The 25987-nt window shown below is 63.1% G+C and carries 23 protein-coding genes and 1 pseudogene; 8 read left to right on the forward strand and 16 right to left on the reverse strand.

Annotated elements, in window-relative coordinates:
- Positions 1-91: 91 nt before the first annotated feature.
- From clpS to DT068_RS26250, 5 genes are all read right to left on the reverse strand, one after another.
- Positions 92-400 carry an ATP-dependent Clp protease adapter ClpS gene (gene clpS, locus DT068_RS26230; RefSeq protein WP_119392957.1) on the reverse strand — a complete coding sequence of 103 codons (309 nt, stop codon included), beginning with the start codon at positions 398-400 and terminating at the stop codon, positions 92-94.
- Between the two features lie 120 nt (positions 401-520).
- Positions 521-1450 (reverse strand): CarD family transcriptional regulator, encoded by a 930-nt coding sequence (locus DT068_RS26235; protein ID WP_119392864.1) that lies wholly within the window; start codon positions 1448-1450, stop codon positions 521-523.
- A 419-nt stretch (positions 1451-1869) separates the two neighbouring features.
- Entirely contained in the window at positions 1870-2208 is a 339-nt protein-coding gene (gene fdxA, locus DT068_RS26240) for a ferredoxin FdxA (RefSeq protein ID WP_119392865.1), read from the reverse strand.
- 161 nt (positions 2209-2369) lie between these two features.
- Positions 2370-2672, reverse strand: coding sequence for an RNA-binding S4 domain-containing protein (locus DT068_RS26245; RefSeq protein WP_119392866.1), 303 nt, complete (start codon positions 2670-2672; stop codon positions 2370-2372).
- Entirely contained in the window at positions 2669-5743 is a 3075-nt protein-coding gene (locus DT068_RS26250) for a helicase-related protein (RefSeq protein WP_119392867.1), read from the reverse strand. Before DT068_RS26250 ends, DT068_RS26245 begins: the two co-directional genes overlap by 4 nt.
- Positions 5744-6376: 633 nt before the next feature.
- Here DT068_RS26250 and rpmB point away from each other — a divergent pair.
- The gene (rpmB, locus tag DT068_RS26255; RefSeq protein WP_119392868.1) at positions 6377-6673 is read left to right on the forward strand and encodes a 50S ribosomal protein L28; all 297 of its coding nucleotides are present in this window, start codon (positions 6377-6379) and stop codon (positions 6671-6673) included.
- Between the two features lie 69 nt (positions 6674-6742).
- Positions 6743-7393, forward strand: a complete 651-nt coding sequence (locus DT068_RS26260; RefSeq protein WP_119392869.1) for a DapH/DapD/GlmU-related protein — start codon at positions 6743-6745, stop codon at positions 7391-7393.
- Between the two features lie 162 nt (positions 7394-7555).
- On the opposite strand, the gene DT068_RS26265 is transcribed toward DT068_RS26260, so the two are convergent.
- The 4 genes from DT068_RS26265 to DT068_RS26280 form a co-directional block, all read right to left on the reverse strand.
- The gene (locus DT068_RS26265) at positions 7556-8563 is read right to left on the reverse strand and encodes an esterase-like activity of phytase family protein (protein ID WP_119392870.1); all 1008 of its coding nucleotides are present in this window, start codon (positions 8561-8563) and stop codon (positions 7556-7558) included.
- Complete coding sequence (gene cobT, locus DT068_RS26270) at positions 8563-10455, reverse strand: cobaltochelatase subunit CobT (RefSeq protein WP_119392871.1); 1893 nt, start codon at positions 10453-10455, stop codon at positions 8563-8565. Before cobT ends, DT068_RS26265 begins: the two co-directional genes overlap by 1 nt.
- A 14-nt stretch (positions 10456-10469) precedes the next feature.
- Positions 10470-11459, reverse strand: coding sequence for a cobaltochelatase subunit CobS (cobS, locus tag DT068_RS26275; protein ID WP_119392872.1), 990 nt, complete (start codon positions 11457-11459; stop codon positions 10470-10472).
- Positions 11460-11555: 96 nt separating this feature from the next.
- A complete protein-coding gene (locus DT068_RS26280) occupies positions 11556-12158 on the reverse strand; it encodes a J domain-containing protein (RefSeq protein ID WP_119392873.1) in 603 nt (200 codons plus the stop codon).
- 40 nt (positions 12159-12198) lie between these two features.
- On the opposite strand from DT068_RS26280, the gene DT068_RS26285 reads away from it, so the two are divergent.
- Complete coding sequence (locus DT068_RS26285) at positions 12199-12471, forward strand: BolA family protein (RefSeq protein WP_119392874.1); 273 nt, start codon at positions 12199-12201, stop codon at positions 12469-12471.
- Here the strand turns inward: DT068_RS26285 and DT068_RS26290 are convergent, their stop codons facing one another.
- The 4 genes and pseudogenes from DT068_RS26290 to DT068_RS26305 all read right to left on the reverse strand — a co-directional run bounded on the left by DT068_RS26290 (position 12472) and on the right by DT068_RS26305 (position 16182).
- Positions 12472-13590 carry an NAD(P)/FAD-dependent oxidoreductase gene (locus DT068_RS26290; RefSeq protein WP_119392875.1) on the reverse strand — a complete coding sequence of 373 codons (1119 nt, stop codon included), beginning with the start codon at positions 13588-13590 and terminating at the stop codon, positions 12472-12474. It lies immediately after the preceding gene.
- A gap of 57 nt (positions 13591-13647) precedes the next feature.
- A pseudogene (locus tag DT068_RS26295) lies at positions 13648-14403 on the reverse strand (HlyC/CorC family transporter); the annotation flags it as partial.
- 68 nt (positions 14404-14471) lie between these two features.
- Positions 14472-15602 (reverse strand): 3-dehydroquinate synthase, encoded by a 1131-nt coding sequence (gene aroB / locus DT068_RS26300; RefSeq protein ID WP_119392877.1) that lies wholly within the window; start codon positions 15600-15602, stop codon positions 14472-14474.
- Positions 15589-16182 (reverse strand): shikimate kinase, encoded by a 594-nt coding sequence (locus DT068_RS26305; RefSeq protein ID WP_119392878.1) that lies wholly within the window; start codon positions 16180-16182, stop codon positions 15589-15591. The genes aroB and DT068_RS26305 overlap by 14 nt, the downstream gene beginning before the upstream one ends.
- Positions 16183-16505: 323 nt before the next feature.
- Here DT068_RS26305 and xerD point away from each other — a divergent pair, with 323 nt between their 5' ends.
- The 3 genes from xerD (at position 16506) to DT068_RS26320 (ending at position 19248) form a co-directional block, all read left to right on the forward strand.
- Complete coding sequence (xerD, locus tag DT068_RS26310) at positions 16506-17459, forward strand: site-specific tyrosine recombinase XerD (RefSeq protein WP_119392879.1); 954 nt, start codon at positions 16506-16508, stop codon at positions 17457-17459.
- 74 nt (positions 17460-17533) lie between these two features.
- Positions 17534-18487 (forward strand): acetyl-CoA carboxylase carboxyltransferase subunit alpha, encoded by a 954-nt coding sequence (locus tag DT068_RS26315; RefSeq protein ID WP_119392880.1) that lies wholly within the window; start codon positions 17534-17536, stop codon positions 18485-18487.
- A 77-nt stretch (positions 18488-18564) separates the two neighbouring features.
- Positions 18565-19248: a L,D-transpeptidase family protein gene (locus DT068_RS26320; RefSeq protein ID WP_119392881.1), complete on the forward strand. Its 684-nt coding sequence runs from the start codon at positions 18565-18567 to the stop codon at positions 19246-19248.
- Here DT068_RS26320 and DT068_RS26325 read toward each other — a convergent pair.
- Entirely contained in the window at positions 19238-19426 is a 189-nt protein-coding gene (locus tag DT068_RS26325) for a Flp family type IVb pilin (RefSeq protein WP_368905248.1), read from the reverse strand. The genes DT068_RS26320 and DT068_RS26325 overlap by 11 nt on opposite strands.
- 198 nt (positions 19427-19624) lie before the next feature.
- Here DT068_RS26325 and DT068_RS26330 point away from each other — a divergent pair, with 198 nt between their 5' ends.
- Together DT068_RS26330 and DT068_RS26335 are read left to right on the forward strand one after the other, a co-directional pair.
- Positions 19625-21049, forward strand: a complete 1425-nt coding sequence (locus DT068_RS26330) for a multicopper oxidase family protein (protein WP_368905250.1) — start codon at positions 19625-19627, stop codon at positions 21047-21049.
- 23 nt (positions 21050-21072) lie between these two features.
- On the forward strand, positions 21073-22734 hold the full coding sequence (locus DT068_RS26335; RefSeq protein WP_119392882.1) for an amidohydrolase: 1662 nt from the start codon (positions 21073-21075) through the stop codon (positions 22732-22734).
- A 3-nt stretch (positions 22735-22737) separates the two neighbouring features.
- Here DT068_RS26335 and DT068_RS26340 read toward each other — a convergent pair whose 3' ends face one another.
- Together DT068_RS26340 and secA are read right to left on the reverse strand one after the other, a co-directional pair.
- On the reverse strand, positions 22738-23052 hold the full coding sequence (locus DT068_RS26340; protein ID WP_368905275.1) for a GNAT family N-acetyltransferase: 315 nt from the start codon (positions 23050-23052) through the stop codon (positions 22738-22740).
- The gene (secA, locus tag DT068_RS26345) at positions 22952-25678 is read right to left on the reverse strand and encodes a preprotein translocase subunit SecA (protein ID WP_119392884.1); all 2727 of its coding nucleotides are present in this window, start codon (positions 25676-25678) and stop codon (positions 22952-22954) included. The genes DT068_RS26340 and secA overlap by 101 nt, the downstream gene beginning before the upstream one ends.
- Positions 25679-25987: the final 309 nt, after the last annotated feature.

Genomic DNA, 25987 nt, shown 5'->3' on the forward strand with positions numbered 1-25987 from the left:
CGGTGGAGGCCAGCGTCCTGCTCGCGCCAGGCAGGCGTAATAATGAGCTGAGAGCGCGGTGCAACCAAACGGCGCTCTGCGGAGTAGCGGCCTACTCTTCCGGCTCGGTCGTGAAGAACAGCGGATAGCCCTGGCTCCTGCCGAGCTCGGTCGCCTCCTTCGCCTTGGTGTCGGCGACGTCCCTGGTGAACACGGCGATGACGCAGGCGCCCTTCTGATGGGCCGTCATCATCACGCTATAGGCGCGCGCCTGGTTCATGCGGAACACGGCCTTGAGCACCGTCACGACGAAATCGCGCGGCGTGAAATCGTCGTTGAGCAGGATCACTTTCCAAAGCTTCGGACGCTCGACCTTCGCCCTGGTCCTGGTGCGCGGCTTGACGGTGGTTTGCTGGCTCATGATGACCTGCCAGGGTTCGGCGAATTCTACCGCGGATGGGGCGCCGGGACCACCATGCGCAAACAAAAAGCCCGGCACGAGGCCGGGCTTTCACAGGTGCTGCAGAGAAACTTTAAAGTCTTATGCGGCTTCATCCGCCGGCACGGCGTCATCCGCCTTGATGTTGCGGTGCGCGTTCTTGGCGAGGAAGGCTTCGATCTCCTTGATCGCCATGTCGTCGTCGATCTTCTTGACCGCGGCGATCTCGCGCGCCATGCGCTCGAGCGCCTGCTCGAAGAGCTGACGTTCGGAATAGGACTGCTCGGGCTGACGTTCGGAGCGGTAGAGGTCGCGCACGACCTCGGCCACCGCGATCAGGTCGCCGGAATTGATCTTCGCTTCATATTCCTGGGCGCGCCTGGACCACATGGTACGCTTGATGCGGGCGCGGCCCTTCAGCACCTTCATGGCATGATCGATGAGCGGCTTGTCGGCGAGCTTGCGCATGCCCTTCGCTTCCGATTTGGAGGTCGGCACCTTGAGGCGCAGCTTCTCCTTCTCGAAATCGACGATATAGAGCTCAAGCTTGATGCCGGCGATCTCCTGCTCCTCGATCTGGACGACGCGGCCGACGCCATGCGCCGGATAGACGATCAGCTCATTGACCTTGAACAGGAGCTTCTTGGCGGCAGGCGTCGCCACCACCGGCTTGTCGGCCATGTTGGTGATGGGCTGCGGCACGACCGGACGGGCGGCCTGGGGCGCCGGCTGGGCCGGGGCAGGCTTGTGCACCTGATGGGCCTGCGGCTTCACCGGATGAGCCGGCTTGTGGGCCTGGGCCTGATGCGGAGCCGCATGGGGCTTCGCACCCTGGGCGGGCTTGTGGACCGGCTTGGCGGCGGGTTTCGCCGTGGCCTTGGCCGCATGGGCGGCGGGCTTTGCGACTTTCTTGGGGGCGGCAACAGTCTTGGCCTTCACGGCCGGCTTTTTCTTGGCAGTGGTTTTCACGATCTTCTTCTTCGCTGCAGGTTTATGGGACTTGGCTTTGGCCTTGGTCTTCGATTTGGTCATGGCTTTCCTTCGCCTCGCAACCTATCGATGGCGCAAGCGAAATGGCCTGCACCTTTGGCAAACGGCCGATCGTCTGATCTCGCCTCGCAGCCCAGCGGATGAGGATCTCGAGCCTCTTTCCTGCGGTGGACCGGCATTCCTGGCGAAAAAAATCCGAGCTTTGGGGGCCCGGGATCGTTTCCGTAAGTCTTGTTTACATCATGGGAGAATATAGCACGGCTTTAATGAAAATTAAAGTCCGACCTGTCCGTGTACGGTATAATTCTGTGTAACAAGGGATATTTGCGGGGAAAAAGGTTAATGGTCCCGCAATACCATCCCGGCGAAGTGGAACCACTTCGCCGAGAAGGATTCGCGCCAAATCAATATGTTGGAGCAAATCCTTATCGCCAAAGTCTGCAACTTTGGCGGGATTTGCTCTAATCGCCCTCGCCAGGTTCGGGTGAGAAAAATTTCTCAAGCTTGCCCTCGACGCCGTCGAATTCCTTGGCATCGGGCGGCGCATCGCGCTTGACCGTGATATTGGGCCATTTCGGCGCATATTCGGTGTTGAGCTGCAACCATTTATCGAGACCAGGCTCCGTATCGGGCTTGATCGCCTCGGCCGGGCATTCGGGCTCACACACGCCACAGTCGATACATTCGTCCGGATGGATGACGAGCATGTTCTCGCCTTCATAGAAACAGTCGACCGGGCAGACTTCCACACAGTCCATGTACTTGCATTTAATGCAGTTTTCCGTGACGATATAGGTCATTCGCGACAATCCGTTCTTTATTCCGAACGCTCTATAGCAAGGCTTCAGCGGTAGAGCAAATCCCGCCAAAGTTGAAGACTTTGGCGACAAGGATTTGCGTCAACATATTGTTTACGCATCGGATTGTCCGAAAACCGCTGCGCACTTTTCGGTCCGATGCTTTAGCGCAGCAGCTTTTCCGACGCAGCGGGGGGTGCTTCGGACTGGTCTGCTATGTCCTGGTAAAGGGTCTGGGCCTCACTCGCCGGACCCCGCCTCGACCCGATGGCCAAAACCTGGATAACCCGGACCCGGCCATGAAGAGCGAGGGTGAGGACATCGCCGGGCCCCACCTCATGGCTGGGCTTGCCAAGCTTGACTTTGTTCAGCCGGACCTGCCCCCGCGACACTATGGCCGCGGCCAAACTACGCGTCTTCACCAGCCGGGCAAACCACAACCATTTGTCGATCCTTTGCCGCGTCACGACTTATTGGCGAACTGCGCCTTCAGGGCGCCGAGCACGGCAAAGGGCGAATCGGGGTCGATGGGCTTTTCCGGCTTGCGCTCGGGCCGGGGCGGGCGCTGCGGCTTGCCCGCCCTGTGCCGATGCGGGGGCTTGCCGGCTTCGGCGGGCTTGCCCTCCGCCTCCACCGGCCTGGCGCCTGGTTCCCCCACCTTCTGTTCGGGACGTTCGCGGCGCTTGTGGCGGTGGTGCTGGGAACGCGCCTCGGGCTTCGGCTTCTCGCGCCGGAAGGGACCGGTGTCCTTGGGCCACCAGACGTCGATCTCGATCTCGTCCGCGGCAATATCGGCGGCGACCTCGCCAGGAGCTGCGTCGGCGGGCACGCTCTCATCAGATCGTATTTCGGCCGTGGTGGGGGCGGGTTCCGTTTCGCCGTGAAGATCCGCCGGCGCAGCATCGGCGGCGATGACGGGCGTTTCGGCCAGGGGTTGCTCGTCAGCTGCCGGTTCGGGGACCGGGGCCGGAGCCTCGGCAACGGTTTCAGTTTCGGCTTCAGATGGCGCCTCGGCCACCATCACGGCCTCGGCAACAACCGACTCGTCCGGGGTGGCTGAGGTCTCGGCTGCGGCGGGCGGCGGCGCGGCTATCACGGCGCGCTTCACCTTGCGCTTCTGCATGCGGAAATCGAGGCTGCGCAGGATCGCCTGGAACTCCTCGCCCGAGCAGCCGACGAGCGACATCATATCGGGGACGATGGTGAAGCCGCCGCCCTCGACCGAGCCAACCGGGCGCGGCTCTTCCGGGAAGCGCGGGCGCCAGAACACCCGCTCGCGGATCATGTCGGCGAGGCGCTCCAGCATGTCGATGCGCACGACGCGCGGGCCGCAGATGCGATAGCCGCAAATACCATAGAAACCGCGCGGCGTCGTACGATCGAACGGTGCGGAGGTCAGGCCCTGGCCCGGCGACTCCGGCAGTTTCTCGACATCGAACTTGCCGTCCTTGGATTTCTCCAGCGCCCATAGCAGCAGGCGCAATTGCGTGGCGGCGGGCTTGAGAAGCAGCGGCACGAAGATGTTGAAGGCGCCGAAGCGCACGCCGAGCTTGCGCAGGCTGGCGCGTTCTTCCTGCGCCAGGCTCTTCACCTCCTGCACCACCTGGTCGCGCGGCAGGACGCCCAGGGTCTCGACGAGGCGGAAGGCGATGCCGCGGCTCGTGCCGGTCAGGCCTTCGCCTTCCTCGAGCTTGACCAGCGGCTCCGCCACATTGGCGATATGGCGGGAGAGAAATTTCTCGAGCCTCGCCTGCACTGTTTCGCGGTCCGGTCCCGACAGCTGATTGTCGGCAATGATGGTGATGCGCGGCTTGAGCAAGGATGCGCCGGCCTCGAGCTTGGCGATCGTGGCGCTCTGCCAGACGATCTGGCCGAGCCGCGTCAGCGACAGGTCGGGATCGGGACAGGCCGCGACCGTCTGGGCGCGCGCCTGGATCTCGGAGGCCACCGCCTTGAGGGAGGCCGCCTTCAGCGTCTTGCCGGAGGCGCCGTCGGCGCCATCGGGGATGAAGTGGAATCCCTTGATGCGGCCCACATATTCGCCTTCCACATGGAGCGCGCCATCTTCCTCAACCGTCGACATCAACTCTTCCTTTTGGGCCAGGCGCCGCATGAGCACGCTCGTGCGGCGGTCGATAAAACGCTGTGTGAGCCTTTCATGCAAGGCATCTGATAATTTGTCCTCAATTTCGCGGGTGCGCGACTGCCAGAAGAGCGGCGCTTCCAGCCAGTCGGTACGGTTTGCCACAAAAGTCCAGGTCCGGACATGGGCAATGCGGTTGGACAAGGTGTCGATATCGCCGTCGGAGCGGTCGCAGTGGCTGAGCTGGCGGGCGAACCAGTCCTCGGGGATGCGGCCATTGTCGCGGCACAGGAACTCGAAGATTCGCCCGACGAGGCTCGCATGCTCACCCGAGCTGATATTGCGATAGTCGGGAATCTGGCAGACATCCCACAGAAGCGAGACCTGGGCGGGGCCTGAAGCCAGCCGCGCGATCGTCTCGTCGCGCGACAGGGTGTCGAGCGCCACGACATCGGGCCCCGCTTGCGCGCGCGTCAGTCCTTCGCCGCGCGGAAAATGGCCGAGGCTGCGCTTAAGGTCCTCGAGCGAGCGGAAATCGAGGTCGCGATTGCGCCACTGCAGCACATGCACATTGTCGAATTTGTGGGTCTCGAGCCGCTCCACCGTCTCGGCATCGAAGGGATCGGCCTCGCCCGTGGTGCCGAATGTGCCGTCATTGAGATAGCGCCCGGCACGGCCGGCGATCTGGCCGAGCTCCGAGGGCGTCAGGTTGCGATAATGGAAGCCGTCGAATTTGCGCGTCGCGGCGAAGGCGACATGATCGACATCCATATTGAGGCCCATGCCGATCGCGTCCGTCGCCACCAGGTAATCGACATCGCCCGACTGGAAGAGGGCAACCTGCGCATTGCGGGTGCGCGGCGAGAGCGCGCCCAGCACCACCGCCGCACCGCCGCGCTGGCGGCGGATCAATTCGGCGACCGCATAGACGGTCTCGGCCGAGAAGGCGACGACGGCCGAGCGCCGGGGCAGGCGCGACAGTTTCCTGGCGCCGGCATAAGTGAGCTTGGAGAAACGCGGGCGCGCGATGAAGGTGGTGCCGGGCACGAGGCGCTCGATGATCGGGCGCATGGTGCCGGCACCGAGGAGCATCGTCTCCTCGCGGCCGCGCCGGTGCAGCAGGCGGTCGGTGAAGATATGGCCGCGCTCGAAATCGGCGCAGAGCTGGATCTCGTCGATGGCGAGGAAGTTCACATCGACATTGGAGGGCATAGCCTCGACGGTCGCCACCCAGAAGCGGGGCGTCGCCGGGATGATCTTCTCCTCGCCGGTAACGAGCGCCACCGCGTGATCGCCGACCCTGGAGCGCACCCGGTCATAGATCTCACGCGCCAGCAGGCGCAAAGGCAGGCCGATCATGCCGGTCCCATGGGCCAGCATGCGCTCGACGGCGAGATGGGTCTTGCCGGTATTGGTGGGGCCGAGAACGGCCGTGACGCTGCGGGAGGCGGGCATAATCCGATAACTATTGCCCCCTCACTTGATGCCCGCCGGCGGCCCGGTCAAGGGGGCGGAAAATAAGGAAAGCGCCGCCGGTTTTAACCTCCGGATTCAAAGGCGAACAAAGCCTGTCCGAATCACTGACTCGCGGCCGATTCAGGCTTTGTTCCGTAGGCTGATCATTAAGGACGCTGGGTCAATTTCGACAGGTCCGTGACAGGGCCTGGGGACGGTCCGGACAAAGCGGGCCTGGAAATGTTAACGGCACCCATCCGGCGACGGCCTGTGGTTGATAAAGTGTGAGGCCCAGGGAGACAATTTGCGTGCCGGCGTTAAGGATCTGTTCCCCTTCCGGAACAGAGCGTGTCCGAATCGCTGATCTGTCGATTTTCCTCATATGTTCCAAGGTCTTAGCACAATATCTTGTGACTTTCCGAGGTCCCGGCACAAGAGCGCTCCCTTCTGTTAACCCGCGGAACGTAGCGGTGCCGTTTCGGCGTTAACTCATTGCCCCAAAATGGGAATGGTGTATGCGATTGTCGGCCCCCGGAATGATGGGCTCAAGGGGAGCCATAAGCTTGACTGGCAAGGCACTTTCCCCTTATACGACCGGCCTCTTTCCATCGATTTTGAGTTTGGAGCAGTGAAATGGCTCGTCGTTGCGAGTTAACGGGCAAAGGCGCCCAGGTTGGCAATAAAGTCAGCCATGCCAATAACAAGACCAAGACACGGTTCCTGCCGAACCTGTGCAATGTCAACCTGATCAGCGATGCCATGGGGCAGGGCTATAATTTCCGCGTCAGCGCCATCGCGCTGAAGTCGGTCGAGCATGCCGGCGGCCTCGATGCCTTCCTGGTCAAGGCGCATGATGAAAATCTCTCGCTCAAGGCCCGGCGCCTGAAGAAGAGCGTCGAGAAGCGCGTCGCCGCCGAAAAGGCCGCCTGATCGTCAAGACGATCTTTGCGTTCGTGAAAGCCGCTCTGTCCGAGCGGCTTTTGCATTATTGTAAGTGACATGACCAAGGCCGGCCATCCGAAGCGGCATTCGCCGAAAGCCTCGCGCGACGGCGAGCCCGTCATTCATCCTTCCGCGCAATTGCGCAATGCGAAGCTCGGCCGCTTCACCGCCATCGCCGAGCGCGTGTCGTTCAAGGATTCCGAGCTCGGCGACTACTCCTATGTCGAGCGTCATGCCGAGATCATCTATGCGACGATCGGCAAATTCTGCGCCATCGCATCGGATGTGCGCGTCAACGCGCTCAACCATCCGATGGAGCGGGTGAGCCAGCACAAGATCACCTATCGGCCCAATGAATATTTCCTCGACAAGAAGCTCGATGTGGATTTCCGCGAAGAGCGCATGACCGAGAAGGTGACGATCGGCCATGATGTGTGGATCGGCCATGGCGCGATCCTGCTGCCGGGTGTCAGCATCGGTCATGGCGCGGTGATCGCCGCGGGTGCCGTGGTGAGCAGGGATGTCGCCCCCTATATGATCGCCGCCGGCGTCCCGGCGAAGCCCTTGCGGCCGCGCTTCGCTGCCGAGACGGCGGCGCGAATCGCGGCTCTCGCCTGGTGGGACTGGCCGCATGACCGTCTCGCCGATGCGGTCGAGGACATGGCGAAGCTCAGCGCCGAAGCTTTCGTCGAGAAATACGAGACGTGATGCAGATTTACCCTCCCCCTTGCGGGGAGGGTCGACGCGAAGCGTCGGGGTGGGGGGCTGGGTGGTGCTTCAATCAGCTTCCAGCAGTAAAAATGCCACGTGGTGAAACACTGCCCAGACCCCCACCCCTAACCCCTCCCCGCAAGGGGGAGGGGAATGAGATCAAGGCTTCAGCGCGAATTGCAGGAGCAAGGTGCGCTGATACTCCGGCCGGTAATTGTTGTCGGAGATGATCGTCACGCGCGTCTCGCCATTGAGGCGCGACACGGCGATGCCTTCCATATTGTCGATCCGGTAGAAGGGCATGCGGCCCGAGAAGACCAGGCTCGGCGCCACCGAGCCTTTGGCGACGATATCCTCGGTCCTGAGGCGGCGGACCGCCATGCCGGGAAGCGACGCGCCGCCAAAGCTTCGCTCCACCGTCAATATGTCGCCATCGGGCAGAATGGCCAGATCGGTGATCGCATAATCCTCGTACTGCTTGATCGAGAAGTCGAAGGCCTTGCGGCGGCCGCCCCAGACCCAGGCGCGGATATCGCCATTCTCGTCCGTGTTCAGCTCCGAAATGGCGATCATCGAGCCCGCCAACGGACCCGAAGTCAAACGGCCGATCGCTTCGAGCTCCTTGTTGGGCGGTCCCTTGGCCACGTCCTTGGGAAGCTTCAGGTCGCGAAAGCGCGCCTTGAAACCGTTCTTGCCCAGATCGTAGAGGCCGGCGCGGGCGCGGCTCTCGAAGCCGACGATCACCTTGCCGTCGATGCGGCCCGGCTCCCAGCCGGCAAGCGCTTCGGCGTCGTTCCTGACCTTGCCTTTGTAGGGCTTGCCGTCGGGGCCGAGGATCGGCGCCATGACGGCGTTGTGGAGGCCGGAGAGATGGTCATCGGTGTAAGCGACATCGGCCTTGAACCAGAAGCCCTTGTCCGACACCGCGAGAAGCCCGGTGCCGTCCGGGGAAAGCTCGAGCGAGGACAGGCCGCCGAAACGCTCGTCATCGCTCGTAAGCTCGAGGCCGCCGCGCCATTCGAGCCCGCCGAAGGTGACGAGCTGCGAGAACAGGTTGAAGGATTTGACCGGCGTCGTCCTGACGCTCAGGCCTTCTTCCTGGGCATTCGCCGGCAGGACGACGAGAAGGAAGGCGAGAAGGAAGGCGAGAATCCAGCGCCAGCTCATCAATTGAGCCGGCGCTTCGGTGGCGGCTTCACAGCCGGCTTGCGCGTCCGCTTCTCGGCCTTCTCCTCGAAGAGCTCGGCCAGCTTCTCGGTCATGGCGCCGCCCAGCTCCTCGGCATCGACGATGGTGACAGCGCGCTTGTAGTAGCGCGTCACGTCATGGCCGATGCCGATGGCGATGAGCTCGACCGGCGAGCGGTTCTCGATGTCGGTGATGATCTGGCGCAGATGCTTCTCGAGATAATTGCCGGAATTGACCGATAGCGTCGAGTCATCGACGGGCGCACCATCGGAGATCACCATCAGGATGCGGCGTTGCTCACTCCTGGCGAGCAGGCGGTTATGCGCCCAGATCAGCGCCTCGCCGTCGATATTCTCCTTGAGCAGGCCTTCGCGCATCATGAGGCCCAGATTGCGGCGGGCCCGGCGCCATGGGCTGTCGGCGGATTTGTAGATGATGTGGCGGAGATCGTTGAGGCGGCCGGGATTGCCGGGCTTGCCGGCGGCGAGCCATTTCTCGCGCGCCTGGCCGCCTTTCCAGGCCCGGGTCGTGAAGCCGAGGATCTCGACCTTGACGCCGCAGCGCTCGAGCGTGCGGGCGAGGATATCGGCGCAGGTTGCGGCGACGGTGATCGGCCGGCCGCGCATCGAGCCCGAATTGTCGAGGAGCAATGTCACCACCGTGTCGCGGAACTGCATGTCCTGCTCCTGCTTGAAGGAGAGCGCATGCAGGGGATCGATGATGACGCGGGGCAGCCGCGATGCATCGAGAAGGCCTTCCTCGAGATCGAAATCCCAGGAGCGGTTCTGCTGCGCCATGAGCCGGCGCTGCAAGCGGTTGGCGAGGCGCGCCACGACGCCCTGAAGATTGGAAAGCTGCTTGTCGAGATAGTTCCTGAGCCTCGTCAGCTCTTCCGAGTCGCAGAGATCCTCGGCGGCGATCTCCTCGTCAAACTGGTTGGTGTAGACTTTGTAGAAATCCTCGTTCGAGAGCGACGAGAAAGGCAGCTGCGGGCGCCACGGCTCCTCGCCGTCCGGGTTCTCCTCGCTCTCCAGGTCGTCGGGAATGTCGTCGATGTCGAGCTGCTGGGCGTCCATCTCGGACGCATCGGTCTCGCCCTCGGCATCCTGCAGCTCTTCCGAGGCCGATTGCTGGCTTTCCTGCTCCTCGCCCTCGGGCGTCTCCTGCTGGTCGCCGGAATCAGGCTCGGCTTCCTCGCTCTCGTCGCTGTCGTCGGTCTGGTCGGGGTCTTCGCCCAGCTCATCGGCCATGTCGAGGGCCGCGATGATGTCGCGCGACATGCGCGCGAAAGCCGCCTGGTCGGTCAAGGCATTGGTCAGGTGGTCGAGCTGGCTTGCCGCTTTCTCCTCGACCCAGGGGCGCCAGAGCTCGACGAGCGCACGCGCTTCGTCGGGCGGCGCCTCGCCGGTCAGGCGCTCGCGCACCAGGAGCGCCACGGCTTCCTCGAGCGGCGCATCCTTCTTGGTCGCCGGCCGGCCGGCGAATTTCTTCTGATAGCGGTCCTGCAGCATGGCCGCGATATTGCGGGCCATGCCCGGCATGGCCCGCGAGCCGATGCATTCGACGCGCGCCTGCTCCACCGCTTCGAACATCGCGCGGGCGTTCTTACCCTCCGGGCGGTAATGGTTGTGGACGCCATCGTCGTGATTGGCGAGACGCATGGCGAAGGAATCGGAGATGCCGCGGGTGATCGCGACTTCCTGGCGGTTGAGCTCGATCGAGACCTGCGGCAGCTTGACCTTCTTGCCCGCGAGGCTCGGCGCCTCGGCGCCGAAGGTGACCGACAATTCCGGCTCGCCGGAGATCGTCTTCATCGCCAGCGTCAGGACATTACGGAACTCGCCTGCCGGTCCTTCGCGGTCCTGGGCCATGGCCCATCAGCCTCTCATGACAGAGCGACATGCGCCGGCGATTCAGGCAGCTCTTCGCCGAAGCAGCGCTGATAGAATTCAGCCACCAGAGCGCGCTCGAGCTCATCGCATTTGTTGAGGAAGGTGACGCGGAAGGCGAAGCCCAGATCGTCGAAGATCTCGGCATTCTGCGCCCAGGTCATCACCGTGCGCGGGCTCATGACGGTCGAGAGGTCGCCCTGCATGAAGGCGTTGCGGGTCAGATCGGCGACGCGCACCATGTTGGCGATGACCTTGCGGCCCTTCTCGTTGTCATAGCTCTTGGTCTTGGCCAGCACGATGCCGACTTCCTGCGCATGCGGCAGGTAGTTGAGCGCGGTGACGATCGACCAGCGGTCCATCTGCGCCTGGTTGATCTGCTGGGTACCGTGATAAAGGCCGGTCGTGTCGCCGAGCCCGATCGTGTTGGCAGTCGAGAACAGGCGGAAGGCGGGATGAGGGCGGATGACGCGCGACTGGTCGAGCAGCGTCAGCTTGCCGGATGATTCGAGAATGCGCTGGATCACGAACATGACATCGGGGCGGCCGGCATCATATTCGTCGAAGACGAGCGCCACATTGTGCTGATAGGACCAGGGCAGGATGCCTTCGCGGAATTCGGTGATCTGCTTGCCGTCTTTCAGGACGATGGCGTCCTTGCCGATCAGGTCGATGCGGCTGATATGGCTGTCGAGATTGATGCGGATGCACGGCCAGTTGAGGCGCGCGGCGACCTGCTCGATATGGGTCGATTTGCCGGTGCCATGATAGCCGGTGATCATGACGCGACGGTTGTAGGCAAAGCCGGCCAGGATCGCGAGCGTGGTCTCGCGATTGAAGAGATAGTCCTCGTCGAGATCGGGCACGTGCTCGCTGGTGCGCGAATAAGCGGGAACTTCCAGGTTCGAATCGAAGCCAAACAGCTGCCTGACCGACACCTTCATGTCGGGGAGGGGGGCTGCTTCGCCATTAACGGTCGCGGTCATCTGTTTGTAGCCAATATATGGGGTCCGGGAGTGCGGAGGTTCTAGACGGTCAAAGGGGCCTGAGCAAGGCTCGAAAACCTCTGGACAAGCGAGGCTTTAGCAGAAACCGGTCGAGCGCAGATAATCATAGGCCTGGATGACCGCCTTGAGGGTGTCCTCATTGGCCCGGCTGCCATTATTGGCGTCCGGGTGAAGCCGTTTCACCAGGGTCTTGTACTGGGCCCGCACCTTTTCCTTGGTCGCCTTCTCATCGAGGCCAAGCGTATGCAGGGCCTTCAACTCTGCATTGCGAACGGGGCGGGCGCTCGTCCCGGCTCGCTTACTCTCTTCACCCTCGCCCAGGAGATTGAACGGGTCGCGGAAGCTTCCGGGCTTCGCACGGCGGCCCGCGCTGTTCATGGTGCTCGAATTCTGGCCGAGCTTCCAGGTGGGGCGGTGGCCGGTCTGGGCTTCCTTCTGATAGTCGCGGACGGCGTCGTCCTTCATGCCGTCAAAATAATTGTAGGTCTTGTTATATTGCTGGACGTGTTCAAGGCAGAAGGCGTGGAACTGGCCTTCCTGGTTGCGGCCCTTGGGCGCCTTGTGGCGCCCAGGCCTGGTGCAGCCCGGCCATTCGCAATTGGGGTGCTTGTCGCGCACCGTGCGCTCCTCGCCGGGCTTCACGCGAATCTTGTCGAAATATTTGGAATCGAGTTTCATCACTACCAATTATGGTCATCAGTTGAGCAAGGAGCAAGCCATGGCGCTCGGACCGACAGGCACAAACATCAAGGACAAGCTTACCCGCGCCTTTCAGCCGCAGCTTCTCGATGTGATCGACGAGTCGCATCTGCATGCGGGCCATGCCGGATCGCATCCCGATGGTGAAAGCCATTTCCGCGTCAAAATTGTGTCTGAGGCCTTTGCCGGCAAGAGCCGGGTCGACATGCACCGCATGGTAAATGCGGCGCTCGCCGACGAACTCAAGTCGCGCGTTCATGCGCTCGCCATCCAGGCCTCAGAGCCAAAGTGATCACACCGAGCTTCTGATGCGTTGCTCGAAAGCCTCAAGGCTGTCGCCGAGCGCGGCGCGGCGGTGGAAATAGACCTTGCGGGCGAACCAGTTCATCACCGGCGTGCCGATGGCGAGATCATAGAGCCAGTTGGGCGGCGGCGCATCAATCACCCGGCGCAGCAGCAGCTTGCGGCGCATGGAGGGGATTTCGCGCTTGAGCACGCTCTCAGGCGGCGGGCCATGACGGGTCAGATGATCGGCGATCAATTGCGCGGCGCGCCGGCCATAGCGGAAGGCGAGCCTGATGCCGCCACCGGTCAAAGGCGACACATGGCCCGCGGCATCGCCGATGAGGAGAACGCGCGGCGCCGCGAAGGGCGAGACCGGGCCGCCGCAGGGTATGCGGCCGCTGCGGCGCTCCTGCACCGCCATCTTCGAGAATCCGAAAAGTCTCTCCGTATGGGCGAGGAAGGCCCTGAGATCGGGCTTCGCACCCTCATTGGCGGCGAGGCCGACCTGGAAGAAGCCGGGCGCCGGCGCCACCCAGGCGAGATAGCCGCGGGCGAGGTTCGAATCGAGGAAGCAATGCAGGAAGTCCGGATTGGCCATCGGCAATTCGGGATATTCGACCTCGAGCCCGGTGAGGAAGCGGCTGTTGCGGCCGAGGCCGAAGAGCTTCGCCACGGTCGAGCGCGCACCGTCGGCCCCGACCAGAAATCGGGTGCGCAGACCGAGCTGCGGCAGGAAGATCATCTCGCCCTGGTGCAGCGCGCGCTGCAGCTTCACCGAGCAGCGTATATGGGCGCCGGCATTCTCGGCCTCGCGCGCCAGCCAGCGCAGCAGATCGGCGGTGCGGCTCGACAGGAAATAATAGCCGGGTGCGAAAAGATCGACGGAGCGCAGCGAAGGCGAGTAGAGCCTCACCCCATGGACGGTGCGGGTAAGATGGGGCGGGATGTCGACTTCCTCCGCCGCCTCCTTGACGAGAATGCCCGTGGTCGAGATGCGGGCGCCTGGATCGCGCTTGGCTTCGAGGACGAGAGTGCGAAGCCCGCGCATGGCGGCGGCCCTGGCGCAGACCAGCCCGGCAAAGCTCGCCCCCACGATCACAAGGTCATATGCCGCGGTGTCCTTCATGATGACGCAAGGAAAGCGAGCAAGGTGGTTATTTGAAGGCAGCGCCTGTGCAGGGATCTACTCGGCCGGCGTGACCCTGAGCGTGGTGATCTGATGGCGGCGCTTGCGCATCACTTCGAAGCGGAAGCCGTGGAAAGTAAACGCCTGGCCGGTATCCGGAATCATACGTGCCTCATGCACGACGAGGCCCGCGACCGTCGTCACTTCCGCATCGGGCAGGCGCCAGTCGAGCGTGCGGTTGAGGTCGCGGATCGGCACGGCGCCATCGATGATCACCGAGCCGTCCTTCTGCTTGCGGATGCGCGGACGCTCGGCATCATGCTCATCGGAAATGTCACCGACGATTTCCTCCAGAACGTCCTCGAGCGTCACGAGGCCCATGACCTCGCCATATTCATCGACCACCAGCGCAAAATGCGTCTTGCGCCGCAGGAAGGCGGCAAGCTGATCGGACACGCGGCGCGTGTCGGGCACGAACCACAGCGGCTTCAGGATCGTCTCGATCATGATCTTCGCGGCATCGCCCTCATTTTCGAGAAAAGCCGCGAACAGATCCTTCACATGCAGGATGCCGATGATGTTGTCGGGCCGTTCCTTCCAGACCGGCACGCGGCTGTGTCCGCTCTTCAGCACTTCCTTGATGATCTGATCGCGCGGCATTGCCGCATCGATGGTCGTCATCTTGGTGCGGTGGACCATGACGTCGAAGACTTCGAGCTCGGAGAGATCGAGGATGCCGCCCAGCATGTCGCGGTCCTTCTTCACGAAGGCGCCTTCCTTGTGGTGCTGGTCTATGGCGCCGCGCAGCTCTTCCTGCGCGGTCTGCGCCTCGAGGAGGCCGAGCCGCTCGAGAAGTCGTCCGAAGCCTCTGGCGAATGCCCTCATTGCTCCTTCTGTTCCCCGGCCAGGAAAGCGAGCACGTCCTTCTCCTCGACATCGCGGGTGATGAAGGCCTCGCCAATGCCGCGCGCCAGGATGAAAGTGAGCTTGCCGGCGACCGCCTTCTTATCCTGGCGCATGATGTCGATGAGCTTTTCAGGTCCTGGCAGCTCGCCTGGAATGTCAGCGAGGCGGGTCGGAAGGCCGACCGATTTGAGATGCGCCTCGACGCGCTCTGCTGTTCCCCCGGCGCACAGGCCTTGCCGTTCCGAGAACCGGAAGGCCTGCGCCATCCCGATCGCGACACCCTCGCCATGCAGCAGGCGCGATGAATAGCCGGTCGCGGCCTCGAGCGCATGGCCGAAAGTGTGGCCGAGATTGAGCAGCGCCCGGACGCCGGTTTCGGTCTCGTCCTCGGCGACGATCCGGGCTTTCATTTCGCAGCTCCTGGTGATCGCCTTGATACGCGCCTGGGCGTCGCCGGCGAACAAAGCCGGCGCATTGGCCTCCAACCAGGTGAAGAACTGCGCATCGCCGAGGAGGCCGTATTTCGCCACCTCGGCATAGCCCGCGGCGAGCTCGCGCAGGGGCAGCGTGTCGAGGAGGGCTATGTCGATGAGGACGCTGCGCGGCTGGTGGAAGGCGCCAATGAGATTCTTGCCATGCGGTGAATTGATGCCGGTCTTGCCGCCGACCGAACTGTCGACCTGGGCGAGGAGCGTCGTCGGGATCTGGATGAAATCGACGCCGCGCCTGAGCACCGATGCGGCGAAGCCGGCGAGATCGCCAATGACGCCGCCGCCCAGAGCGATGACCATGTCACGCCGCTCGACGCCCGCGGCCAGCAGTCCGTCGCAGGTTTCGGCCAGATGCTTGTAGCTCTTGGTCGCCTCGCCCGCCGGCAGAACGAGGGCGGTGGCGGTGATGCCTTCCCTGGCCAGACTGTCCTTGAGCCGATCGAGATGCCGGGCGGCGACATTGCTGTCGGTGACGATGGCGACCTGTGGACGCTTGAGAAACGGCTTGATGCGCTCGCCGGCGCTGGCGATGAGACCCTCGCCAATGGCGATCTCATAGCTGCGCGAGCCCAGATCGACGGCGACGGTGGTGTGCGGTGCTTCAGGCTTGTGCATTGTTCAAACGATCCCAACCCGGCCAGCGCGCCAGGGTCTTGATGATGCTGTTGACGATCGATGTATGAGCCACATCGCGGCTGTCCACCGTGATGTCGGCTTCGGCATAGACGGGATAGCGCTCATCCATCAGCTTGCGCATGACCGCTTCCGGATCGTCATTCCGCAGAAGCGGCCGGTTGGAGCGGCGGCGCACCCGGCGCATCAGCAGATCGAAATCGGCCCTGAGCCAGATCGATATGCCATGGCGCCTGATCGCGGCCCGGGTCTCGGCATTCATATAGGCGCCGCCGCCGGTGGCCAGCACCTGGGCGCCGTTCTCGAGGAGGCGCGCGATCACCTTGCGTTCGCCGTCGCGGAAATAGGCTTCGCCATGCCGGGCGAAGATCTCGGGGATGGTCTGGCCGGCGGCGAGCTCGATCTCATGGTCGGCATCGACGAAAGCGAGGCCCAGTTTCTCGGCCAGGCGCCGGCCGACCGTCGTCTTGCCGGCCCCCATGAGGCCGACCAGCACGATCGGGTGGCCATCGAGACGCTGGCGGACGGCGGTCGTATCCTTGCTGAGCGAGCGACGGGCCATGTTACCGGTAGGTCGATTTCATCAGTTTTCGCGGGTCTCGCATAGCGGGTTATCTGTTCAAGGGGAATTGTTTCGCATTCTGCATCGTAACGACACAGGTTAGCTTATATTTATCCTTATAATGGGAATCTGAGGCGCCTGAAGCACTTGGCGTTGGGCAAGCAATCAGGCAAAAGGACTGCCGGGTGAGGAAGGACGTGTCGTGCCTGATACTGTTCGCTTTCTGTTAATCATCGCGTGCTTGGCTGGGGCCGTCTATGGAGCTGCCTGGGGATTGGCGAACTATCCCCCGGAACAGTCCGAGATCGTCAAGGCGCTGCCCCATGAAAAACTCAGACAGCAATGAGCCCGCCCGCCGCGACAGCCGACTGATCGAGCGGTTCCTGGAAATGATGAGCGCCGAACGGGGCGCGGCGCAGAACACGCTTGCCGCCTATCAGCGTGATCTTTCGGCCTATGCCGACTTCCTCACGGCGGAGGGGGCGGATCTCAGGGGGGCACGTCCGGAACATATAAGGAACTATCTTGCCAGCCTCGATGCCGAAGGCATCAAGGCGTCGAGCGCTGCGCGCAAGCTGTCGGCCATAAGGCAATTCCACAATTTCCTGTATGGCGAGGGTATTCTTCGTGAAAATCCCGCGACCGCGATCGATGCGCCGCGCTTGCGCCGGCCCCTTCCCAAGGTCCTCAACCCCGAAGACGTCACCCGCCTGATGGATGTGGCGACGAGCCGAATCGGCCGGCTCAAAGGCAAGGCCAGGCTCAAGGCGCTGAGACTCCATTGCCTGCTCGAGCTCATCTATGCGACGGGCCTTCGCGTCTCGGAGCTGGTGAGCCTAAGGAAGCAGGCGGTCGCCCGGGGACCGCAATTCATCCTGGTCAAGGGCAAAGGCGGGCGCGAACGCATGGTGCCGGTGTCGAAAACGGCGTTCACCGCCGTCGCGGCCTATCTCGCCGCCCTGCAGGCGGAAAGTGAAGAAGAGACGCCTTGGCTGTTTCCCTCGCATGGCGACCAGGGGCATCTGACGCGCCAGCATTTCGCCCTCGAACTCAAGGCGCTGGCGGTCGAAGCGGGCTTCGATGCCGACCAGGTCTCGCCGCACGTGCTGCGTCATGCCTTTGCCAGCCATCTCCTGGCGGGCGGCGCGGATCTCCGGGCGGTGCAGCAGATGCTGGGCCATGCCGATATCGCGACGACCCAGATCTACACGCATGTGCAGACCGACCGTTTGCGGTCGGCGGTTGAAACACATCATCCCCTGGCGAAGTCTGGTTGACATCCAGGGTCGCAATAGCCACTTTGCGCCGCAATCGGGCCGTTCTGGCCCGAATTGCCCCCCTTTGAGGTTCAATGCACGCCTATCTCGATTTCGAAGCCCCTCTCGCCGAGCTTGAAGGCAAGATCGCGGAGCTCAAGGCTATTGCCAATCCGGACTCCGCCGTCTCCATTGGCGATGAGGTGAAGGCGCTCGAGAAAAAGGCGGCGAAGAGCCTGGCCGATCTCTATCAGAATCTCAGCCCCTGGCAGAAAGCACAGGTCGCGCGCCATCCCGACCGGCCGCACAGCGCCGATTACATCGCGACCCTCATCACCGATTACACGCCGATGGCGGGCGATCGCAAATTCGGCGAAGACAATGCGATCGTCGGCGGGCTGGGCCGGTTCCGCGGCGAAGCGGTGGCGGTGATCGGCCAGGAAAAGGGCCATGACACCCAGACACGCCTCAAGCATAATTTCGGCATGGCGCGGCCGGAAGGTTATCGCAAGGCGGTGCGGCTCATGGAGACCGCCGACCGCTTCGGCATTCCCGTTCTCACCTTCATCGACACGGCCGGCGCCTATCCCGGCATCGATGCCGAAGAGCGCGGCCAGGCCGAAGCGATCGCGCGTTCGACCGATTGCTGCCTCGGCCTCGGCGTACCGCTCGTTTCGGTGATCATCGGCGAGGGCGGATCGGGTGGTGCCATTGCGATCGCCACCGCCAACGCCGTGCTGATGCTCGAACATGCGATCTACAGCGTGATCTCGCCCGAGGGAGCGGCCTCCATCCTGTGGCGCGATGCGACGCGGGCCAAGGACGCGGCCGCCGCCATGCGCATCACCGCACAGGATCTCAAGAAGCTCGGCATCATCGACGACATCATCGGCGAGCCTCTGGGCGGCGCCCATCGCGGCCCGGAACAGGTGATGGCCGCCACCGAGGATGCGATCTCGCGCTCGCTCAGGGCTTTCAGCGCCATGCCGCCCGATGCGCTGAGGGCGCAACGGCGCGACAAATTCCTGGCGATCGGCCGGGATCTCTGATCCGGCAGGCGGCCCGCCCAAAAGCTGCCTTCATCGCTGCTCATTCTTCCCCCATGCGGGTTGTGAAATTGCTATCCGTGCTGGCGGCGCTCCTGGCGGCGGGCGCCATTTTCTATTTGGCCTATGAGCGGTACGAGCGTCATGCGGTGGCCGAGGCGCGAAGGACATTGCCGGGCCGGCTTGCCAATCAGGAACTGCATATCGGCCAGCCGGTCTTCCTGCGCATCTTCAAGCAGGAGGCCGTGCTCGAGCTGTGGATGCGGAACGACAAGGGATGGCGGCTCTTCCAGTCCTACCCGATCTGCCGGTTCTCAGGCGGGCTCGGCCCAAAGCTCAAGACCGGCGACCGGCAGGCGCCGGAAGGCTTCTATCAAGTGGCCGCCGCGCAGCTCAATCCCAACAGCCGTCATCATTTGTCCTTCAATCTCGGCTTTCCCAACGCATTTGATCGCGCCCATGGCCGCACCGGCTCTTATCTCATGGTGCATGGCGGCTGCAGCTCGATCGGCTGCTATGCAATGACCGATCCCGCCGTCGATGACATCTATCGGCTGGTCGCTGCGGCATTGCGCAACGGCCAGACGCGTGTCGATGTGCATGCGTTTCCCTTCCGCATGACACCGGCCAATATGGCAAGCCATGGCCGTTCACGCTGGATTGACTTCTGGAGAGACCTGAAGCCGGCCTATGATTTGTTCGAGAAAGGACGGCGGGTGCCCGCCGTCGAGCTCGTCGACCGGCGCTATGTCGTCAAGGGTTAGCCACCCCGCTGACGCCGGAGACGATGGTCGCATAGAGGTCGGCGACGCCGGTGCCGAGCAGCTGGACGGCGGTTATGATGACGAGGAAGATGCCGGAGGCCAGAAGGGCATATTCAATGGCCGTGGCGCCTTTCCTGTCTTTGAGAAAGCGTACCAGCCTTGTCACGGACACTCCCATTGCTTACTCCGACCCTATGGTCTCGCTGCCGGGAGCGTAGACGAGGCGGCTTCAGTGCAGGTTAACGAAAGCGTTCAAATTCCAAGCAGTTTCCCTTCGGTCAGAGAAAAAATACGTGACTTCCATATTTTCACCCCCAATTAGACCCGTAATGAAGCGGGGCACTTGCCAAGCATTAACCGAGGAACAGGATCGATCATGCCTCTGATTTCGCGACGCCATCTCATTGCCGGCATGGGGTCGGCGGTCTTGCTGACGGCAGGCAGGCAGGCGGCGGCGGCTCCCGGCGTCACCTCGATCGCAGCCGGGACGCGCATCATCGAGGTCAAGGGCAAGGCGGCCAAGGTCTTCGGCCTTGCGAGCGAGCAGGGTAAACAGGGATTTACCTTTGCGGCGGAGCGGCAGATCCGGATTGCGCTCGCCAATGGGCTCGACGAACCCACCCTCATCCATTGGCATGGCCAGACGCCGCCCACCGAGCAGGATGGCGTGCCCGGCCTGTCGCAGCCGGCTCTCAAACCCGGCGAGAGCTATGAATATGATTTCACACCGCGCTCAGGCACGCACTGGATGCATTCGCATGTCGGTCTCCAGGAGCAGAAGCTGCTCGCGGCACCCATGATCGTGCGCGACAAGGCCGATCTCGCCGCCGACGAGCAGGAGCATGTCGTGCTGCTGCATGATTTCACCTTCCGCGAGCCGCAGGAGATCCTGGACGAGCTCAAGTCGGGCGGCGGCGGGCATGCCGCGCATGGCGGCGGCTCGGGCGACATGAGCGGAATGGATCACAGCAAGATGGCCATGGCGCCGGCGATGATCAACGATGTCAGCTTCGATGCCTTCCTCGCCAATGACCGCACGCTCGATGACCCGGAGGTGGTGCGGGCCGAGGTCGGGGGCCGCGTCAGACTCAGGATCATCAATGGCGCCGCCGCGTCCAATATGTGGGTGGATCTGGGCGGGCTTGCGGGCGAGCTCATCGCGGTCGACGGCAATGCTATCGCGCCGGTCAAAGCCAGCCTGTTCCCGCTCGCCATCGCGCAACGCGCCGATATCCGCATCGCGCTGCCCGGCGAGGCCAAAGCATGGCCGATCCTGTTCCGCCCGGAAGGAACGAACCGGCGCACCGGCATCGTGATCGCCGCGGGCAATGGTGAGATCGGGAAGATCGCGGAGGAAGGCGATATGGCGCCGCCGCTCGACCTCGACTTCGAACTGCGGCTGACGGCGCGCAAAGGCCTTGCGCCTGAACCCATTACCCGCACCGAGATGCTCATGCTGACGGGTGGGGACAAGGATTATGTCTGGGGATTTAACGGCAAGGCCTCGATGCATGACACGCTGTTCGGCGTGAGGCTTGGCGAACGCATCGCCATCATGATGCACAATATGACGAGCATGGCGCATCCGATGCATCTGCACGGGCATCATTTCCAGGTCATCGGCATCAACGGGCGCAAGATCGCAGGCGCGATGCGCGACACGATACTGGTGCCGCCCAATGCCGCCGTCACGGTCGCCTTCGATGCCGACAATCCCGGCAACTGGGCCTTCCACTGCCATCACGTCTATCATATGAATGCCGGCATGATGGGCGCGGTCGCTTATGTGAACGCTGCCTGATTTCCTCATAAAGGGGGGCGGGAGTGAAACAGGCGGACATCCTGATCGTCAATGCGCGCGTGCTGACCCTTGACGAGGGCGGGCGCTGCGAGGCCGTCGCCATCGCCGGCAATGAGATCATCTTCGCGGGCGATCGGGAGGGCGCCAGCGGGTTGCGCCACAACGGCACGCGGATGATCGATGCGCAGGGCGGCACGGTGCTGCCCGGCTTCATCGAAGCCCATATGCATATCTTCTCCGGCGCTGCCGAGCTCGACCAGCTTCATCTGACCGGCGTCAAGGGCTTCACCGAGCTCGCCGATAAGGTTGGGGCCTATGCGCGAGGCAAGCCACAGGCGAAGCTCCTGGTGGCGCAGGGAGCGGACTACACGATCCTTGGCACGGAAGAACGCGTCACCCGCCACCATCTCGACCGTATGGTGCCAGACCAGCCCTTCATGATGTTCTCGCCCGACCACCACACCGCCTGGGCCAATACAGCGGCGCTCGAAAAAGCGGGAATCCTCAAGGGGCGGGACATGCCGGTCGGCTGCGAGATCGTCATGGGCGGGGATGGGCTCGCCAATGGCGAATTGCGCGAGGGCGGCGCCATCGACCCGGTCAGGATGCTGGCCGGGGCCGTGCGCGAGCGTCTCGGCCTCGAGACCGGCGGCGAGCCGTCGCCCTTGCCCAGTCCGGAAGAGCGTGCCGACGACCGGGCGATAATGCGGCGCGGACTTGCCCATTGCGCAAGGCACGGCATCACCAGCTTCCACAATATGGACGGCAATTTCTACCAACTCGAGCTCCTCGATGAGATCGATCGGGAGGAGGGGCTGCCGGTCCGCGCCCGCATCCCCTTCCATATGAAGAACTTCATGAAGCTCTCCGAGCTGGAGAAGGCGAGCGAGATGCACCGGCGCTTCCACTCGGATCGCCTGCGCTCGGGCTTCGTCAAGCTGTTCATGGATGGCGTCATCGATTCAGGCACCGCTGTGATGGTTGAGCCTTATGCCGTAGCGTCGGTGAAGAACGGCGATCCTCTGTTCACGGCCGAACATTTCAACGAGATCGCCGTCGAAGCCGACAGGCGCGGCCTGCAGATCGCCGTTCATGCCATCGGCGATGGCGCGGTCAACAGCGTGCTCAACGGCTATGAGGCGGCGGCGAAGGCCAATGGCCGGCGCGACAGCCGCCATCGCATCGAGCATATCGAAGTGGTGCTGCCTTCCGATATTGCGCGCTTCGCCGAGCTCGGCGTCGTAGCCTCGATGCAGCCGCCGCATCCGCCCGGCACGATGGGACTGCCGCTCGAGCCCACACTCGGCCTCATCGGTGATGATCGCCTGCCTTATGCCTACGCCTGGCAGACTTTGCGCAAGGCCGGGACCAGGCTCGCTTTCGCCAGCGACTGGCCGGTTTCCGACATCAATCCGCTGTGCGGCATCCATGCGGCGGTGACACGCAAGGCCTGGAAGAAGGGTCTGCCGGAGCAGAAGCAGTCGCTCGCCGACGCACTCGCGGGCTATGCGGCGGACGGCGCCTGGACGGAATTCATGGAAGACCGCAAGGGTCGCATCGTGCCCGGCATGCTGGCCGATATCGTCGTGCTCTCCGGCGATATCGAGACCGTGGCGCCGGAGGAGATCGACAAGCTCACGCCGGTCGTGACAATCTGCGACGGGCGCATCACCTATGAGGGATGATGCTCATTCGAGCGGCAGGCGCATGCCGCGATGGCTGTCCTTTAAGCCAAGTTGCGAATAGAAGCGCCGCGCCGAACTGCGTGTTTCGTGCACGAATAGCTCGATCAGGCGGCAGTGCCGCCGGCGCGCCTCGCTGATCGCCCACTCCAGCAGCCGGTGACCGATCTTATGGCCCCGGTGCGCCCTGGCGACGCGGACATCCTCAATGAGGGCCCGCTCAGGCGTAAGCGCCGTGGCAGTGCTTGTATTTCTTGCCCGAGCCGCAGGGGCAGGCGTCGTTACGGCCGACCTTGCCCCAGGTCGCGGGATCCTGCGGATCGACCGGCCCCCTGGCCTTGCGCGACGGCTCTTGTCCGAAGATGAGGCCTTCGCCGACATCGTCCTGGCCGGTCGTCGCATCGATATGATGCGCCTGCATCGGCGGCAGATCTTCCTCGTCGGGAAGGAGATCCTCGGCCGGCTGGCTTTGCAGCTCGACCCGCATGATCTGGGCGGTCGTCATCTCGCGCAAATGCGCGATCATCGCCTCGAACAGGGTGAAGCCTTCGGTCTTGTATTCGTTGAGCGGGTCGCGCTGGCCGTAGCCGCGCAGATGGATGACCTGGCGCAGATGCTCGACGGTCACGATATGCTCGCGCCAGAGATGGTCGAGGGTCTGCAGCAGCACGGCCTTCTCGACCTGCACCATGATCTCAGGGCTGTAGGTCTCGCGCTTGCGGCCATAGAACTCGTCCGCCGCCTTGGTCACGCGCTCGCGGATTTCCTCATCCGCGATGCCTTCCTCCTTGGCCCAATCGTCGACGGGCAGGTCGAGTGCTATGGTCTCGCGCAATTTCTCGCGCAGGCCCGCAGCGTCCCACTGCTCGGCATAGGCGTTCTCGGGGATATGTTGGCTCACCTGATCGTCGATCACCTGGTGGCGCATGTCGTCGATCGTTTCCGGCACATCCTCGCCGCGCATGATGCCGATGCGCTGCTCGAAGATGACTTTGCGCTGGTCGTTCATGACGTTGTCGAATTTGAGCAGGTTCTTGCGGATGTCGAAGTTGCGCGCCTCGACCTTCTGCTGCGCCTTTTCCAGCGCCTTGTTGATCCACGGATGGACGATGGCCTCGTCCTCCTTGAGGCCGAGCTTCTGCAGCATCGAATCCATGCGCTCGGAGCCGAAGATGCGCATCAGATCGTCATCGAGGGAAAGATAGAACAGCGAGCGGCCGGGATCGCCCTGGCGGCCGGAGCGGCCGCGCAGCTGGTTGTCGATGCGCCGGCTCTCGTGCCGCTCGGTGCCGATGACGAACAGGCCGCCGGCCTTCAGCACCTCTTCCTTGTTGCGCTCGACCTCGGCACGGATCTCGTCCTCGCGCCGCTGGCGCTCCGGGCCGGGCTGCACTTGCTCCAGCTCGGTGGCGATGCGCATATCGGCATTGCCGCCGAGCTTGATGTCGGTGCCGCGGCCGGCCATGTTGGTGGCGATGGTGACGGCGCCCGGATGGCCCGCCTGGCCGATGATCTGGGCTTCCTGCTCGTGATAGCGGGCATTCAACACGTTGTGCGGAATGTTCATGCTCTTCAGCATGCCGGCCAGAATCTCCGACTTCTCGATCGATGTCGTGCCGACCAGGATCGGCTGCTTGCGTTCGCGCGCGTCCTTGATGACGTTGATGATGGCCTTGTATTTTTCCTTGGCGGTGCGGTAGACCTCGTCGTCCTCGTCCTTGCGGCCGACCGGCACGTTGGTCGGGACCTCGATGACGTCGAGCTTGTAGATGTCCATGAACTCCTCCGCCTCGGTATTGGCGGTGCCGGTCATGCCGGCAAGCTTCTCATAGAGGCGGAAATAGTTCTGGAAGGTGATCGAGGCGAGCGTCTGGTTCTCGGGCTGGATGGCGACATGCTCCTTGGCCTCGAGCGCCTGGTGCAGGCCCTCCGAATAGCGCCGGCCCGGCATCATGCGGCCGGTGAACTCGTCGATGATGATGACCTGGTTGTCCTTGACGATGTAGTCCTTGTCGCGCTGGAACAGCTTGTGGGCGCGCAGGCCCTGCTGGACATGATGCACGATGGTGACGTTCTCGGCATCGTAGAAGTTCTCGCCCTTGAGCAGCCCGGCGGCGGCCAGGATCTTCTCCATATGCTCGTTGCCCTGCTCGGTCAGGGTCACGGCGCGCTGCTTCTCGTCGAGCTCGATATCGGCGGCCTCGAGCTGGGGGATGAACGCATCGACGGCATTGTAGAGATCGGACTTGTCGTCGAGCGGGCCCGAGATGATGAGCGGCGTGCGCGCCTCGTCGATCAGGATCGAGTCGACTTCGTCGACGATCGCGAAATTGTGGCCGCGCTGCACCATCTCCTCGAGATGGAACTTCATGTTGTCGCGCAGATAGTCGAAGCCCAGCTCGTTGTTGGTGGCGTAAGTCACGTCCGCCGCATATTGCTGGCGGCGCTCGGTATCGGAGAGGCCATGCACGATGCAGCCGACATTGAGGCCGAGGAAGTTATAGATCTGGCCCATCCAGCCCGCGTCGCGGCGGGCGAGATAGTCGTTGACCGTCACCACATGCACACCCTTGGAGGTGAGGGCGTTCAGATAAACGGGGAGCGTGGCGACCAGCGTCTTGCCTTCACCGGTCTTCATCTCGGCGATGCGGCCTTCATGCAGCACCATGCCGCCGATGAGCTGAACGTCGAAATGACGCTGGCCCAAAGTGCGCTTGGCGGCCTCCCGGACGGTGGCGAAGGCCGGCGCCAGGAGATCATCAAGCGCCCGGCCATTGGCCAGCTGTTCGCGGAATTCGGCGGTGCGGGCCTTCAGCGCCTCATCGGTCAGGCCGGCGAGGCTTGCTTCGAGCGCGTTTATCTCGGCGACACGGCCGGCATATTTTCCGACCTTGCGGTCATTTGAGGTGCCGAATATCCGCGACGCGATCGAACGCAGTCCTAGCATATTGTCTCATTCCTTCGGGATTGGGCGCTGCCGCCGACGCAAATCTGGGCCGCCTTTTAATGAAATTGGCGCTGGCGGGCAATCGCCGCCAGACGGGAAAATAAGTCAGGTCTCCTGATCAGAGGGTGATCTACCACGTAGGCGGTCTCCCCAAGGACTTCAATGCGTTGCATCGAGGTCACAGGGCCTAAATGTTCCAAATCCCCCCTTGAAGTTGCCCATCTTTGCGACCATTGTCCGGCCGCGTGACAGTAATTTAAGGGAACAAGAGGGGCTGAAGGCGGCTTATTCTTGCCGGATTTGGCCGCC

Origin of the sequence: Taklimakanibacter lacteus, assembly GCA_003576695.1 — a bacterium.
Classification (GTDB): domain Bacteria; phylum Pseudomonadota; class Alphaproteobacteria; order Rhizobiales; family Aestuariivirgaceae; genus Taklimakanibacter; species Taklimakanibacter lacteus.

Bases quoted from the DNA above. Each gene is read 5' to 3' on its own strand.
- DT068_RS26280 (WP_119392873.1), bottom strand. From the start codon at position 12,158: ATGAAACTCGATTCCAAATATTTCGACAAGATTCGCGTGAAGCCCGGC.
- DT068_RS26250 (WP_119392867.1), bottom strand. From the start codon at position 5,743: ATGCCCGCCTCCCGCAGCGTCACGGCCGTTCTCGGCCCCACCAATACC.
- fdxA (WP_119392865.1), bottom strand. From the start codon at position 2,208: ATGACCTATATCGTCACGGAAAACTGCATTAAATGCAAGTACATGGAC.
- aroB (WP_119392877.1), bottom strand. From the start codon at position 15,602: ATGCACAAGCCTGAAGCACCGCACACCACCGTCGCCGTCGATCTGGGC.
- rpmB (WP_119392868.1), top strand. From the start codon at position 6,377: ATGGCTCGTCGTTGCGAGTTAACGGGCAAAGGCGCCCAGGTTGGCAAT.
- DT068_RS26235 (WP_119392864.1), bottom strand. From the start codon at position 1,450: ATGACCAAATCGAAGACCAAGGCCAAAGCCAAGTCCCATAAACCTGCA.
- DT068_RS26260 (WP_119392869.1), top strand. From the start codon at position 6,743: ATGACCAAGGCCGGCCATCCGAAGCGGCATTCGCCGAAAGCCTCGCGC.
- DT068_RS26285 (WP_119392874.1), top strand. From the start codon at position 12,199: ATGGCGCTCGGACCGACAGGCACAAACATCAAGGACAAGCTTACCCGC.
- xerD (WP_119392879.1), top strand. From the start codon at position 16,506: ATGAAAAACTCAGACAGCAATGAGCCCGCCCGCCGCGACAGCCGACTG.
- DT068_RS26290 (WP_119392875.1), bottom strand. From the start codon at position 13,590: ATGAAGGACACCGCGGCATATGACCTTGTGATCGTGGGGGCGAGCTTT.
- cobT (WP_119392871.1), bottom strand. From the start codon at position 10,455: ATGGCCCAGGACCGCGAAGGACCGGCAGGCGAGTTCCGTAATGTCCTG.
- DT068_RS26305 (WP_119392878.1), bottom strand. From the start codon at position 16,182: ATGGCCCGTCGCTCGCTCAGCAAGGATACGACCGCCGTCCGCCAGCGT.
- DT068_RS26315 (WP_119392880.1), top strand. From the start codon at position 17,534: ATGCACGCCTATCTCGATTTCGAAGCCCCTCTCGCCGAGCTTGAAGGC.
- secA (WP_119392884.1), bottom strand. From the start codon at position 25,678: ATGCTAGGACTGCGTTCGATCGCGTCGCGGATATTCGGCACCTCAAAT.
- clpS (WP_119392957.1), bottom strand. From the start codon at position 400: ATGAGCCAGCAAACCACCGTCAAGCCGCGCACCAGGACCAGGGCGAAG.
- DT068_RS26325 (WP_368905248.1), bottom strand. From the start codon at position 19,426: ATGGGAGTGTCCGTGACAAGGCTGGTACGCTTTCTCAAAGACAGGAAA.
- DT068_RS26265 (WP_119392870.1), bottom strand. From the start codon at position 8,563: ATGAGCTGGCGCTGGATTCTCGCCTTCCTTCTCGCCTTCCTTCTCGTC.
- DT068_RS26330 (WP_368905250.1), top strand. From the start codon at position 19,625: ATGCCTCTGATTTCGCGACGCCATCTCATTGCCGGCATGGGGTCGGCG.
- cobS (WP_119392872.1), bottom strand. From the start codon at position 11,459: ATGACCGCGACCGTTAATGGCGAAGCAGCCCCCCTCCCCGACATGAAG.